The 12,822-nt window shown below is 50.6% G+C and carries 12 protein-coding genes; 7 read left to right on the top strand and 5 right to left on the bottom strand.

All coding sequences use genetic code 11. The features are described from left to right. Positions 1 to 96 precede the first annotated feature (96 nt). From HRM2_RS19065 to HRM2_RS19055, 4 genes are all read left to right on the top strand, one after another. Positions 97 to 318, top strand: a complete 222-nt coding sequence (locus HRM2_RS19065; protein WP_015905656.1) for an acetyl-CoA carboxylase biotin carboxyl carrier protein subunit — start codon at positions 97 to 99, stop codon at positions 316 to 318. 104 nt (positions 319 to 422) lie between these two features. Next, on the top strand, positions 423 to 2,156 hold the full coding sequence (locus HRM2_RS19060) for an acyl-CoA carboxylase subunit beta (RefSeq protein ID WP_015905655.1): 1,734 nt from the start codon (positions 423 to 425) through the stop codon (positions 2,154 to 2,156). Between the two features lie 174 nt (positions 2,157 to 2,330). Beyond that, positions 2,331 to 2,537, top strand: a complete 207-nt coding sequence (locus tag HRM2_RS26705; protein ID WP_148214675.1) for a hypothetical protein — start codon at positions 2,331 to 2,333, stop codon at positions 2,535 to 2,537. Next, entirely contained in the window at positions 2,509 to 2,808 is a 300-nt protein-coding gene (locus tag HRM2_RS19055; RefSeq protein ID WP_015905667.1) for an AF1514 family protein, read from the top strand. The genes HRM2_RS26705 and HRM2_RS19055 overlap by 29 nt, the downstream gene beginning before the upstream one ends. Positions 2,809 to 2,923: 115 nt before the next feature. On the opposite strand, the gene HRM2_RS19050 is transcribed toward HRM2_RS19055, so the two are convergent. From HRM2_RS19050 to HRM2_RS19030, 5 genes are all read right to left on the bottom strand, one after another. Continuing rightward, entirely contained in the window at positions 2,924 to 4,753 is a 1,830-nt protein-coding gene (locus HRM2_RS19050) for an aldehyde ferredoxin oxidoreductase family protein (protein ID WP_015905666.1), read from the bottom strand. Positions 4,754 to 5,056: 303 nt separating this feature from the next. Next, positions 5,057 to 5,653: a translation elongation factor gene (locus HRM2_RS19045; RefSeq protein WP_015905665.1), complete on the bottom strand. Its 597-nt coding sequence runs from the start codon at positions 5,651 to 5,653 to the stop codon at positions 5,057 to 5,059. A gap of 321 nt (positions 5,654 to 5,974) precedes the next feature. Beyond that, positions 5,975 to 7,507, bottom strand: coding sequence for an L-piperidine-6-carboxylate dehydrogenase (gene amaB, locus HRM2_RS19040; protein WP_015905664.1), 1,533 nt, complete (start codon positions 7,505 to 7,507; stop codon positions 5,975 to 5,977). Next, the gene (locus tag HRM2_RS25515; protein WP_015905663.1) at positions 7,508 to 7,939 is read right to left on the bottom strand and encodes an RrF2 family transcriptional regulator; all 432 of its coding nucleotides are present in this window, start codon (positions 7,937 to 7,939) and stop codon (positions 7,508 to 7,510) included. It abuts the gene before it with no gap. A gap of 177 nt (positions 7,940 to 8,116) precedes the next feature. Continuing rightward, positions 8,117 to 8,806 carry a GntR family transcriptional regulator gene (locus HRM2_RS19030; protein ID WP_015905662.1) on the bottom strand — a complete coding sequence of 230 codons (690 nt, stop codon included), beginning with the start codon at positions 8,804 to 8,806 and terminating at the stop codon, positions 8,117 to 8,119. 310 nt (positions 8,807 to 9,116) lie between these two features. Between HRM2_RS19030 and HRM2_RS19025 the strand changes: the two genes are divergently transcribed. The 3 genes from HRM2_RS19025 (at position 9,117) to acd (ending at position 12,822) form a co-directional block, all read left to right on the top strand. Further along, positions 9,117 to 10,232, top strand: a complete 1,116-nt coding sequence (locus HRM2_RS19025; RefSeq protein ID WP_015905661.1) for a transketolase C-terminal domain-containing protein — start codon at positions 9,117 to 9,119, stop codon at positions 10,230 to 10,232. Continuing rightward, a complete protein-coding gene (locus HRM2_RS19020; protein ID WP_015905660.1) occupies positions 10,225 to 11,520 on the top strand; it encodes a thiamine pyrophosphate-dependent enzyme in 1,296 nt (431 codons plus the stop codon). The genes HRM2_RS19025 and HRM2_RS19020 overlap by 8 nt, the downstream gene beginning before the upstream one ends. Before the next feature lie 138 nt (positions 11,521 to 11,658). Next, positions 11,659 to 12,822 carry a glutaryl-CoA dehydrogenase Acd gene (acd, locus tag HRM2_RS19015; RefSeq protein WP_041274136.1) on the top strand — a complete coding sequence of 388 codons (1,164 nt, stop codon included), beginning with the start codon at positions 11,659 to 11,661 and terminating at the stop codon, positions 12,820 to 12,822.

Raw genomic sequence — 12,822 nt, 5'->3', positions numbered from 1 at the left:
ACCGGAGTGTACTCTTGTACATGAGGATTGCAGAATTTTGCAGCAACGCCGCAGATGGGTGAGTTTTCGTTCAAACACTATTTAAGGAGAGATACAATGAGCGAAGAACTGCTGGCCCCAATGCTGGGCAAAATAGTTGAAATTTATGTCAATGTGGGCGATGGCGTCGAAGAGGATGACGATGCCGTACTCATCGAGGCCATGAAAATGGAAACCCCCATATACATTCCCTGCAACGGTAAGGTTGCAACGATCAACGTCAAGGTCGGTGATACCGTTGAAGAGGATGCCGTTCTCATGACCATTGATCCCCAATAGTCTGGACGTTACTGGAGAGCGGGAAATTTAGGACCGGAGAGACCTTAATTGAGACGCGGTCTGATTAAGGTGCTCCTGGAATTGACAGATACTGGAGAGGATCCATGAGACCATATTTTGAAAAAATGCCGGACTTTGGCAACCCATTGAAAAAGGGGCAGATCAAGCGGGGCGTGGACAATGCCCAAAGCCTCAAGGCCGTGGAGCAGGAGATCGACGAGGCCGTAGACACCATCAAGAACGCAGGCTTTTCCGAAGAAAAGATCAATGCCCGGGGCCAGATGACCGTGTGGCAGCGCCTTGATTACATCGTGGACAAGGGCACCTGGTCGCCCCTGCACATTCTTTACAATCCGGCCAACAACAGCGAGGGAACCACCAATGTGATTGATGGTCTGGGCAAGATTTCCGGACGCTGGGCCGTGATCATCGGGTTTGACAACAAGGTCATGGCCGGGGCCTGGCTTGCCGGTCAGTCTGAAAACATCCTCAGGGTAACCGACCTTGCCAAGCGGCTGAACATTCCCCTGGTGTGGCTGGTCAACTGCAGCGGGGCAAAACTGACCGAGCAGGAGAAATTCTACGCCAATCGCAGGGGGGCAGGAACGCCCTTTTACCGCCATGCTGAGCTCAATCAGATGGGCATTCCCGTGCTTGCCGGCATCTACGGCACCAACCCTGCAGGTGGCGGTTACCAGAGCATCAGCCCCACCATCCTCTTTGCCCACAAGGATTGCAACATCGCCGTTGGCGGTGCCGGCATTGTGAGCGGCATGGCTCCCAAGGGCAATTTTGACGGAGCCGCAGCTGAACAGATCATCGAAAATACCCGGCATTTCAAGAGCCATCCCCCGGGAAGCGTTGCCACCCATTACGATGGCACGGGGTTCTTCAGGTATGTGTACGAGGAAGAAACCGGTGTGCTGGACGGCCTTAAAGAGTACATGGCCGAAATTCCTGCCTACAACCCCAGGTTTTTCCGGGTGGCTGAACCTGCTGAACCCAAGTTTGATGCCCAGGATCTTTACAACCTGCTGCCCATTGACCAGAAAAAGGTCTATGACTTTGAGGAAATTTTGGCCAGGCTGGTGGATAACTCGGAATCCATGGAGTTCAGGCCCGGGTATGGACCCGAGGTCTACACCGGACTGTGCAAGGTCAATGGATTTCTTGTGGGCATCATCGGCAACCGCCAGGGATACCTTGGCAAAGGGTATCCGGAGTATGCCGATTACCCGGGCATGGGCGGCAAGCTCTACCGCCAGGGCATGATCAAGATGAACGAGTTTGTCACCCTGGCCGGCCGGGATCGGATACCGCTGATCTGGTTCCAGGACACCTCGGGAATCGACGTGGGGGATACGGCTGAAAAGGCCGAACTCCTCGGCATCGGCCAGAGCCTGATCTACTCGATCCAGCAGACCGATCTTCCCCAGATGATGGTACTTTTACGCAAAGGCTCTGCTGCGGCCCACTATCTCCTGGGCGGTCCCCAGGGCAACGATACCAACGCTTTTTCCATTGGCACGGCTGCAAGCGAGGTCTATGTGATGCACGGGGAAACAGCCGCCGTTGCCATGTATTCCCGCCGTCTGGTCAAGGAAAAGGATGCCGGCCGGCCCATCGAGCCCATCATTGAAAAGATGAACAAGATCGCCGATGATTACAAAACCTTTTCACGGCCCAAATACTGCGCCGAAGTCGGGTATGTGGACGAGATCGTAAAGCTGTCCGAGATCCGGAACTACATGGTTGCCTTTACCGGTTCTGCCTACCAGAATCCAAAATCCATCTGTCCCCAGCACCAGATGATTCTGCCAAGGATCATCAAGGGGTAAAACGATTGTTCTTCGCTGGCACGCTTTCCGTCCGGGAAAGTGTGTCGGTTAGGGAGTGGATTGCGATGTGGCCTTGTTTGTACTGAAAAGCCTGATTTTTATATGGCATTAACGACGAAAGTTTGTTAAAAAAACTTGATTATCTGACCCACCCGGGATACCGTAACAAACTAGATGGCCGAACCAAATGCCGGCCTTTCCCGGGGCTTTCCCATGGTGGTGATCACCAATATAGGCACCATGGGCTTTGACGATTCCACAAAGGAAATCTGCCTTTTAGGATTGTGGGACATGCCGGGGGATGTGTTGATGGCGCCATCAAACACTTCAACTTACAACGGAGAGAAAAATCATGGCACGAATTGCCCCCCAACCCTCTGATACCTCGGTTGAATACATCCGGCTTGAGGTGGAGGACTCTGATCTGGATTTTTCCAAAGCCCAGGCCTTTGCCAAAAAAGCAGCCCTGGGAAAAACTGAAATGCCGATGCTGCTTGCCTGGAACGACGAAATCAGAGGCATTTTTCATCCTACCTTTGAATGCGGAAAAACAAAAGACCCCGCCTGGATCGTCTTTGCCCGGGCCAGGGGAGCCAATCTTACCATTGATATTAACAACGGGGACTATGTCTTTATGTTCCTCAAGCTGTGAGGGGCCGGTGGCCGCTCGCCTCTGGGAGGTACGCATACGTTGATTTTATGCGATATCCTTCCAGAGGCACGTTTGTCTATTGATCATGAAAACTGGGGGTAATTCCCCCTCAAAATTAGGTCAGACCCAGTTTCTCAAGTGTCGCCTTTGTGGGAATACCATTGTTATCCCAGCCCTGGACCTTGTAATAGTCATCCAGCATGGTTTGAAGATCGCAGGTCTGCCCCTTGGCAGGGCCTGCCGGCAGCGGTTCGTCGGTGATTCGCCTGGGCAGGGAATCATCCTTTCGGTCAAAGCCTTCATTTACAAGGAACATACGTTCTGCATTGGTAATACGCTCTGCTGCCATGACCAACTCTTCAATGGTATAGTCTGCTCCTGTGGCGGTGTTCAGGTAGGTCAGCATGCCCGTGGGGGACATGGTGTCATTTTTCTCCGCCAGCATTCTGGCACCGAAAAAGATGCACAGGCCTGCGGCATCCACAATGGCGGACAGATCCTGAATTCGTTTTGTGGGACCGGCTTTTCCCTTGGTGGCCAATGGATCCATGGAAAAGGTGGTGCCAAAGATCTCAAAATAGGCTGGATCGCCGCGCATGTGGGAGCCGCCTATGGGAGAGGTGGCATAGGCAAGGCCCATGGCCTTTGCCCCCCGGGGTTCATAGCCCGGGAATTCCTGTTTTTTGGAGACCATGGCAAGCTCCGGGTGGCCAAACCCATTAGCCAGGCGATAACTGCCCTGGGCCAGTTTTTCGCCAAAGCCTTCACGATAGGCGGTCTGGCGGGTTAGTTCCACCAATGCTTCGCCGTCTCCCCATTTCAGGGAACGGCCCACTTCGGTTTCTGATATATAGCCAAGTTCCACAAGCTCCATGGCACAGGCTATGGTGGCGCCCATGGTGATGGTGTCAAGGCCCAGTTCGTTGCACAGATAATTGGCCTTGGTAATGGCGGCCAGATTATTGATCATGCAGTTGGAGCCCATGGCGTAGACGGTCTCATATTCAGGACCTTCGCCTTCCCCCTCAAAGCCGGGTTCCGTCACCTTGGTGAGTCTGCCGCATTTGATGGGACAGCCAAAGCAGCCTTGGTTTTTCACCAGATATTTTTCGGTGAGGGTGGTGCCCTGGATATCTTCCCAGCCTTCAAAGGTGCCCTGCTGCCAGTTTTTGGTGGGGAGAATCCCCTTTGCCTGGGTCACGGCCACCACGCCGGATGTGCCATTGATGGTGAGTCCCACCGGTGTTACCTTGGCTTCGCTGGTGTACTGATCCAGGATTTTTTTGTTGAAGGTCTTGAATCCGTCGGGGTCAGCCAGGTTAATTTTATTCTGGCCTTTGACCACAACGCCCTTGAGGTTTTTGGAACCCATGACAGCACCCACACCGGATCTGCCTGCGGCACGGTGACGTTCGTTCATGATACCGGCAAACAAGACCTTGTTTTCCCCGGCAGGACCAATGCAGGCCACACGGGCCTTGGGGTCTGTTTCTGCAAGGAGCAGGTCCGTTGTGTCCGGGACGTTTTTTCCCCAGATATGGTCGGCATCCTTCAGTTCTGCCTTGCCGTTGTTGATCCAGAGATAAACCGGTTTGACGGATTGCCCTTTAAATATGATGCCGTCATAACCGGCCCGTTTCATCTCCCGGGGCATCATACCGCCGGAGTTGGAGCAGGTCACAGCTCCGGTCAACGGCGATTTGGTCATGACCATATACCGTGCGCCGGTGGGGGCAGCGGTGCCGGTGAGGGGGCCTGTCATCATGATCATGAGGTTTTCAGGTCCCAGGGGATCACATTTGGGATCTACTTCCTTGTTCAGGTAGTAAATACCGATACCCCTGCCACCGATATAGTCTTTGGCAACCTTGGGGTCCAGAGTTTCATCGCTTATTTTTCCTGTTGTTAAATTAACACGGAGAATTTTGCCGATCCATCCATTCATAATTGAAATTCCTTTTCATGGGTGTCATATTTGGCAGACTTGCTATAACCAACTATCTTTGTTTTGTTTTTCATATGTTATAGTTAGTGTAGCATATAGCAGGTTGAAAGATATATCAATGCCAAATCGTTGTGCTTTTAACTTTTCTCCAATGATATCGTAAAACCCAATTTATGGTGTTACGATGCGAAAGGCAGCCCCTTTTTTTAATAGGGTATGGGAAAAGGGCATCCAGAACCGACCTTATCTGACTTGCCAAATTGATGGCCATGGAACGGGTCTCCCCCCATCTTACGGCCAATGTCATTGCACCGGGGGGTGACCATGAATTTTTTGGATTTCAGTGATCCTGGCAGGGAAATCTGCCCTGCGGATGAGGTTATCGCTTCCCCAGCCAATGGTGACGCCGCCGTGACCCTCCAGGCCTGAAAAGGTCAGGTTTTCCAGGGTCCACTGGGAGGAGGTGGAAAATTGGTATCCGCCGAGGGTCAGTTTTAATCGGACCTTGCCCGAACAACAGGCATTGAACCGTATACTATAATCCATGGCCGGGGCCACAGCAACTGTTCCCCCAAGGGCGAACAGATTGCCCTCAAACCGGGGTATCCCCAAATCTGCCCTCATATTGTTTAAATCATTTGTGATGGTTCCAAGCAACTTCTGGGGCGCTTTGATATCCAGGGCATAAAAGGGCTCCAGCAATCGGGTTCCGGCATTTTTCAGGGCAGCCATTATACCCATGGGGGTGGCCAGCAGAAAATCCCCGGAATTTAATGCTCCCGGCTCAACATTAAAGGTCATGACGGCCCAGCAGGGTTTTGGCATGGTATAGCGAACGGTGGCCTGGGCATTTTTGATAACCGTTTCCCTGTAAATCACCCCGGAGGGAGTGATGGTCACATCAATATCAAATCGTTCTCTTAATATTACCGCTTTCTGCCTTGTTGATGGTGTCCGTTTTTTGGGGGATTGAATCGGAGGGGTTCAAGAAGGTTTCCATGGTGCTTCTTAATTGACATCCGTGCAGGCCCTTGTTGACCTGCACGGATGCTAAGGACCGCAAATTTTATAAAGTGAACGAAATTCCTTGCTCTTTGGCCCATCTACTGCGTTGTACCAAAGGCCCAATAGGCCTGCTATTGCACCTTTGATGCGCCTTGTATATGAGCCAAAGTTCTGCGCAATTTCGATCCACTTTATTTCATCTGCGGTCCTAATCAACTAAATATCGAACTTGATTCCCTGGGCAAGTGGAATGGTTCTTCCGTAGTTGATGGTGTTTGTCTGTCGTCTCATATACCCTTTCCAGGCATCTGATCCGGATTCACGTCCGCCGCCGGTCTCTTTTTCGCCACCAAAGGCGCCGCCGATTTCAGCACCCGAGGTGCCGATGTTTACGTTGGCAATACCGCAGTCAGATCCCCAGTGGGAGAGGAACTCTTCGGCTTCCTGGAGGTTGTCTGTGAAGATCGAGGATGATAGCCCCTGGACAACATCGTTGTGGAGCTTAATGGCGTTTTCCAGCTCGCCTGAATAACGGATCAGGTAGAGGATCGGAGCAAAGGTTTCTTCCTGGACAATGGGGTAGCTGTTTTCGGCTTCGGCAATGACCGGGGTTACGTAGCAACCGGATTCATACCCGTCACCTTCAAGGACTTCTCCGCCGGTCAGGATTTTTCCGCCTTGTTCGACAAGGGCTTTAAGAGCATTCTGGTAATCCTTGACTGCACCCTTGTCAATGAGGGGTCCCATGTGGTTTGCCTCATCCAGGGGGGAGCCTATTTTCAACGACCCATAGGCCTTGACGATGAGATCCTTTACCTGGTCATAGATGGATTCATGGAGAATAATTCTCCGGGTGGTTGTGCAGCGCTGGCCGGCTGTTCCCACGGCAGAAAAGACAATGCCGGGAACGGCAAGTTTCAGATTTGCCTCGGGGGTCATGATGATGGCATTGTTGCCGCCAAGTTCCAGGATGGATTTGCCGAATCGACGGGCAATAACCTCTGCCGCGTGGCGTCCGACCCGGGTGGAACCTGTGATTGAGATCAAAGGAAGCCGCTGATCGTTGAGCATGGTTTCACCCACATCTGACCCCCTGCCCACGATCAGGGAAAAAAGGCCTTCGGGCAGATTGTTTGACTTGATGATAGGTGCCAGGATGTTTTGAATGGCAATGGCCGTAAGCGGGGTCTTTGATGAGGGCTTCCAGATGTTGACATCGCCGCAAATGGCTGCAATCATGGCATTCCATGACCATACTGCCACGGGGAAGTTGAATGCGGTGATGATGCCGACAATTCCCAGGGGATGATACTGGTCATAGAGGCGATGGCTCTCCCTTTCCGAGTGGATGGTGGAACCACAGAGCTGCCGGGACTGGCCTAGGGCAAAATCACAGATATCAATCATCTCCTGTACTTCGCCCCAGCCCTCCTGGAGGGATTTTCCCATTTCATAGGAGACAAGGGTGCCAAGGGCATTCTTGTTCTTTCTCAGTTCATTACCGATCTGGCGGACAATCTCACCCCGCTTGGGTGCCGGGACTTTTCTCCAGATTTTAAAGGCTTTTTGTGATGTCTCCACCAGATTTTCATAATCATCCTTTGAGGCCAGATATACCGATGCCAGCAGTTTTCCATCCGCAGGAGAAATAACATTAATTTCTCCCTGATCGCAGGTGCTGTTCCATTTAAGGCCCGTTGAAGATCCTTGATTCTTTGCCTTGATGCCCAGTTTTTCAAGAAATTTCATTTATACTCCTTTGTTGTCTGAAATGTGATTAATGATGTGGGACAGTTTTATTGTCCGCATTTTATCTTCAATTTCCACCTGGATTTCGGTAAATAGATCCAGGAAGTAGTTGTTAACGATGGTGGTCTCTTCCACAGTGTTGTCCGGGTTGGTTGTTATGTCCAGATGGAAGGCTTTTCTGTCTTCCAGGGCGCAATATATTTCCTGGAGATGGATATCTTCAGGGGCTTTTTTGAGTACAAATCCACCTGCGGCTCCCTGGATGGTTCGAAGTATTCCTGCTTTTGCAAGGGCCGAAAGATGGCGTCTGAGCTTTGAGGCGTTGATCCCGGTATCCATTGAGATGCAAGCGGAATTCTGGGGCACGGGATGGTGCTTTGCCAGAAAACACAAGGCTTTAACCGAATTTGAAAGTTTTGATGATGCTGACATGGTGTCTTCTCTCCAGTGTGTTACAGTAAGAGTAACATACGTAAGATTCTTTAAAATTACAACAGAAATTTTATTTTTTAGGGACGACCCTGTCTGAATATCTGTTTGTATGGGTTCTTATGGGGAAGGATATGCCGAAAATTTTTTTAATACGCAGTATTGGGCTGTAAAAAGAACCTATATGACCTGCAGGTTTTTTTCCCGGGCCATGCGCTCAATGCAGATGATGGCATATTTTTTAACATTGGCAATATGCTGTGCAAGCATTTTGCAGGCCGGGTCAATTTCTTTCTGGGCAATGAGGTCAAAGAGTTGCTGGTGCTCGTCATCCACCGTGTCCATGGGGGTTATAAAGAGCATGTTGCCCCTGTATTTGAGATAGAGCAGATCAAAGAGATGGCGCAGGGTGTTTATCTGGAGGGTGCATCCGGAAAGTTCTGCCATGGTAAGGTGCAGTTCCATGTCGTTCATGAGGCGCTCTTTCAGGTAGATATCCCTTTTGGCGTTGAGGTGCTTTTTCAAGGCTTTTTTTAACGTTGCAAGACCCTGGCGGTTGATGGATTTTATGGTTTTGGCCAGCAGGGAGACTTCGATGAGTTCACGGAAGTCATAGATTTCGGTGAGCTCTTTAAGGCTTATTTTTTCAGTATAGTAGCCCCGGTTTGGTTCGTGGCGTACCAGTCCCTGGAATTCAAGTCTTTTCAGGGCCTGAATGATGGGGGTTGCACTCATTTCCAGACGTTCCGCAAGGTCCCGGTAGGAAATTTTCTGACCCGGTATGATTTCATTGATGAAAAACATCCTTCGAATGCCCATATACGCTTCCTGGGTATAGTCTTCACGGCTTTTTTCTGCTTTTTTTTTCATCTTGTTCTTTACTCTCTTGAGTCCGTCTGTTTTTGCCTTTAGGGGGAAATCTTTACGTCCATGATACCAGATGCTGATTTATTTATACAAATCAATATACCAAAAAATACACAAATGCAAGGGTGATGATTCTTGTCTTTATAAGAGCGCTATATGTGAATAAATATATATTTTAATTAATTTATTACCTTGACAGATCATTTCGGTTTCGATAGGTAACTTCAAAGTTTAATCATAAATCTAATCAAATATGTGATTAACTTTATGGCGTATGTGAGGCTCTCTAAAAATCAAGATCAGGAGAAACGAGATGGCGTTGTCTTTTATGGAAGGAAATGAGGCGGTTGCAAGGGGTGCCATGGCTGCGGGATGCTCCTTTTTTGCAGGGTATCCCATAACCCCTGCCACCACTGTTTTTGCCAATATGTTAAAGATGTTACCCCCCAGGGGCGGGGTCTGTGTCCAGGGCGAAGATGAGATTGCATCCATGGGCTATTGTATCGGTGCTTCCATGGCAGGAAAAAAGGCCCTTACGGCCACTTCCGGCCCTGGACTCAGTCTTTACAGTGAACAGATTTCTTTTGCAGTGGGTAGTGAAATTCCCCTTGTCATCGTTGATGTTCAGCGCCTTGGACCTTCCACGGGTTCGGCCACACGGGGGGCAGACAGTGATATTCAGTTCATGCGGTGGGGCAACACCGGCGGTGTGCCCGTTATTGTTCTGGTACCCAAGGATGCCCTTGACTGTTATCTTTTGACAGTTCACGCCTTTAACTATGCCGAAGAGTTCAGGTGCCCTGTGTTCATTGCATCCAACAAGGAAATCGGCATGACCAAGGAGAGTGTTGACCTGGATGCTGTGACGCTTCCGCCCCTTGTGGCGCGTAAACCCTACCGGGGAGATGCCTATGTCCCCTTTGAAGCCGGGCCTGAATCTGCCCCTGATTTTCTTCCCATTGGTGGTAGGGATCTGGTCCGCCAGACGTCTTCCACCCATGGTCCAGACGGTTATATCACCATTGATCCCGGGGTGATCGAGGCCAATCAGGAACGACTGCAAAATAAGATTCTGGCTGCTGAAGAGAGGATCACCCTTTACGAGGAAAACCACAGACCGGGCGCAGACACCCTGGTTATCAGTTATGGTGTGACCTCAAGGGCTGTTGATGATGCCTGTGCACATCTTGAAAAAAAGGGACGTCCTGTTTCATCCCTGACACTTAAAACCCTGTGGCCGGTACCTGAAACCCTCCTGCTTAAAGCAGCAAAGTCCTATCGCCGCATTGTTGTCGTTGAGATGAACCTAGGTCAATATGTTGGCGAAATACAACGGGTTCTCTGTGGTAAAAAAATAGATTTTTATGGCCAGATGGACGGGATTTTAATCAAGCCTGGAAAGATCATGGAGGTAATTGAAAATGAGTAGTTTTCTGAATGAGCGACGTCCACCTGTTTTTTGTCCCGGGTGTACCCATGATAGAATTACAAAAGAGCTTGACAGGGCTCTGGAGATAATGGGCCTTCCGGCGGATAAAACCGTGATTGTAAGCGATATTGGCTGTTCCGGGTTATTTGATACTTTTTTCAATGTCCATGCCCTCCATGGTCTCCACGGTCGTGCCCTCACCTATGCCCAGGGGCTCAAGCTTGCAAATCCAGAGTTGAACGTTATTGTCACCATGGGTGACGGCGGACTTGGTATTGGGGGGGCCCATGTGTTGGCCGCCTGCCGGAAAAATATGGATGTCACATTGATTGTTCTGAATAATTTTAACTTTGGCATGACCGGTGGGCAGTACAGTTCCACCACCCCCACGGCTGCCGTGGTTGGATCGGAATTTCTCAACCATGCTGAAATTCCCATTGATATCTGTGCAGTGGCCGAGAGTGCCGGAGCAACCTACATCAGCAGGTGTTCAGGCCATGATGCTAAGCTTGCCGAGACCTTTGTCGAGGCCATGGGACACAAGGGATTTTCCCTGGTGGAAACTTTTGGGATGTGCACAGGCCGCTATACCAAGAGAAACCCGCTCACCCCCAAGGTCATTGATGAAATGATTGCGGCCATGCCCAGAAATAACGGTCCGGTTGAGAAGAATAAACGGGCTGAGTATGGTGAGGTTTACCGGCAGCTTGCCCTTGAAAAGAAACGTTTCCCAGAGCCTGTCACCATTGAGAAACTGATTGATCCGGCAGCGCCCAAACGTGAAGAAATCGTTATCCTCGGAAGTGCCGGCATGCGAATTGTCACGGCTGGGGACATTGTCTGCTATGCCGGAATGACCGCCGGGATGAATGTCTCCATGAAGAATGACTACAATATTACCGTGCTCCGGGGGCAGAGCGTGAGTGAGATTTTGATTTCACCTGAAAAAATAGGGTATGCAGGCATTCAAGCCCCCACTGTGGTGGTGGCCATCAGCGACGAAGGCGTCCAGCGGCGCCGCAGTATGTTTGCAACCCTTTCCCCGGAGACCTTTGTGATCAAGGAAAAAAGCGTGGCGATTCCGGAAACCCCTGCCAGGGTATTTGAGGTGGATTTCAAGGAGTCCAAGGTCAAGAGGCATGATTGGGCCCTGGCTTCCCTGGGGCTTCTGGCCAAGGAGGGCAAGGGTTTTACCTTTGAAATGCTCTCCCATGCCGTCCATGCAAGGTTCAATGAAAAGGTAGCAGGGATAGCCATGGAAACCGTCGAGAAAATGTACAGGAGTTGATTCTGTCACAACGAACCAAATCTTTGATCCAGGGAAAAATGGTTTTTGATTCTGTCCCGGGGAGCCCCTGGGAACAATGTTCGGATGCGTGTGTCCCTGGAATTTAAACAGTGCAAACAAAAAAAAGTGAGGAATACAATGGATTTCAGACTCTCTAAAGAGATGACAATGTTGCAGAAAGCCGTCAGGGAATTTGTAAAAAAGAAGATTACCCCCAATGCTGATGCCTGGGATGAGGCCAACTATTTTCCCTACAAGGAGGCCGTACTTCCCATGGGCGAGCTTGGATTCTACGGCACGGTGATCCCCGAGGAGTACGGCGGAGAAGACATGGGCTGGATGGCTGCCATGATTGTCACCGAGGAGATTGCCAAGGGCTCAAGTTCTCTCAGGGTCCAGGTCAACATGCAGGTGTTGGGATGTGCATATGGGATCTTTAAATATGGTACTGAGGCCGCAAAGAAACGCTATGTTGAAAAGCTCTGCACCGCCGAATACCTGGGCGGTTTCGGCATTACCGAGGCCGATGCAGGATCCGACGTCATGGCCATGGCCACCACGGCCGAGGACAAGGGCGACCATTATCTGCTCAACGGGTCAAAGACCTGGATCTCCAATGCGGCCATTGCCGATGTTTTGATCTGCTACGCCTATACGGACAAATCAATTGGAACCAAGGGATTGTCCGCCTTTGTGATCGAGCCCAAGAATTTTCCTGGAATCTCCACATCAGCCCTTGAGAAGTTAGGTTCACACTCTTCTCCCACGGGAGAGGTGTTCCTGGATAATGTCAAGGTGCCCAAGGAGAATCTGCTTGGAAAATCAGGGGATGGGGCAAAGATTCTGTTCGGGTCCTTGAACCACACTCGTCTTTCGGCCGCAGCAGGCGGGGTGGGCCTTGCCCAGGCATGCCTTGACGAGGCCATTAAATATTGCAATACCAGGAAACAGTTTGGCAAACCCATTGGGCTTTTTCAGATGAATCAGGATATGATCGCCCAGATGGCAGCCGAGATTGATGCGGCCCGTTTCATGGTTTACCGGGCAGCCTTTGAAAAGGATCAGGGTAATATCAACAACGGTCTTGACGTTGCCAAGGCCAAGTACCTTGCAGGCGAAGTGGCCACCAAGGCGTCTAATTTTGCCATGAGAATCCTTGGGGCCTATGGCTATTCAACGGAATACCCTGTGGCCCGTTTTTACAGGGACGCCCCCACCTACAGCATGGTGGAAGGTTCTGCCAACATCTGCAAGATGATCATTGCCCTTGACCAGCTGGGCATTAAACGGGCAAATCGGTAA

This window comes from Desulforapulum autotrophicum HRM2, assembly GCF_000020365.1.
GTDB lineage: Bacteria > Desulfobacterota > Desulfobacteria > Desulfobacterales > Desulfobacteraceae > Desulforapulum > Desulforapulum autotrophicum.
This window is presented reverse-complemented; position numbering and strand designations above follow the sequence as displayed.

Bases quoted from the DNA above. Each gene is read 5' to 3' on its own strand.
- HRM2_RS19065 (WP_015905656.1), top strand. From the start codon at position 97: ATGAGCGAAGAACTGCTGGCCCCAATGCTGGGCAAAATAGTTGAAATT.
- HRM2_RS19060 (WP_015905655.1), top strand. From the start codon at position 423: ATGAGACCATATTTTGAAAAAATGCCGGACTTTGGCAACCCATTGAAA.
- HRM2_RS26705 (WP_148214675.1), top strand. From the start codon at position 2,331: ATGGCCGAACCAAATGCCGGCCTTTCCCGGGGCTTTCCCATGGTGGTG.
- HRM2_RS19055 (WP_015905667.1), top strand. From the start codon at position 2,509: ATGGCACGAATTGCCCCCCAACCCTCTGATACCTCGGTTGAATACATC.
- HRM2_RS19050 (WP_015905666.1), bottom strand. From the start codon at position 4,753: ATGAATGGATGGATCGGCAAAATTCTCCGTGTTAATTTAACAACAGGA.
- amaB (WP_015905664.1), bottom strand. From the start codon at position 7,507: ATGAAATTTCTTGAAAAACTGGGCATCAAGGCAAAGAATCAAGGATCT.
- HRM2_RS25515 (WP_015905663.1), bottom strand. From the start codon at position 7,939: ATGTCAGCATCATCAAAACTTTCAAATTCGGTTAAAGCCTTGTGTTTT.
- HRM2_RS19030 (WP_015905662.1), bottom strand. From the start codon at position 8,806: ATGAAAAAAAAAGCAGAAAAAAGCCGTGAAGACTATACCCAGGAAGCG.
- HRM2_RS19025 (WP_015905661.1), top strand. From the start codon at position 9,117: ATGGCGTTGTCTTTTATGGAAGGAAATGAGGCGGTTGCAAGGGGTGCC.
- HRM2_RS19020 (WP_015905660.1), top strand. From the start codon at position 10,225: ATGAGTAGTTTTCTGAATGAGCGACGTCCACCTGTTTTTTGTCCCGGG.
- acd (WP_041274136.1), top strand. From the start codon at position 11,659: ATGGATTTCAGACTCTCTAAAGAGATGACAATGTTGCAGAAAGCCGTC.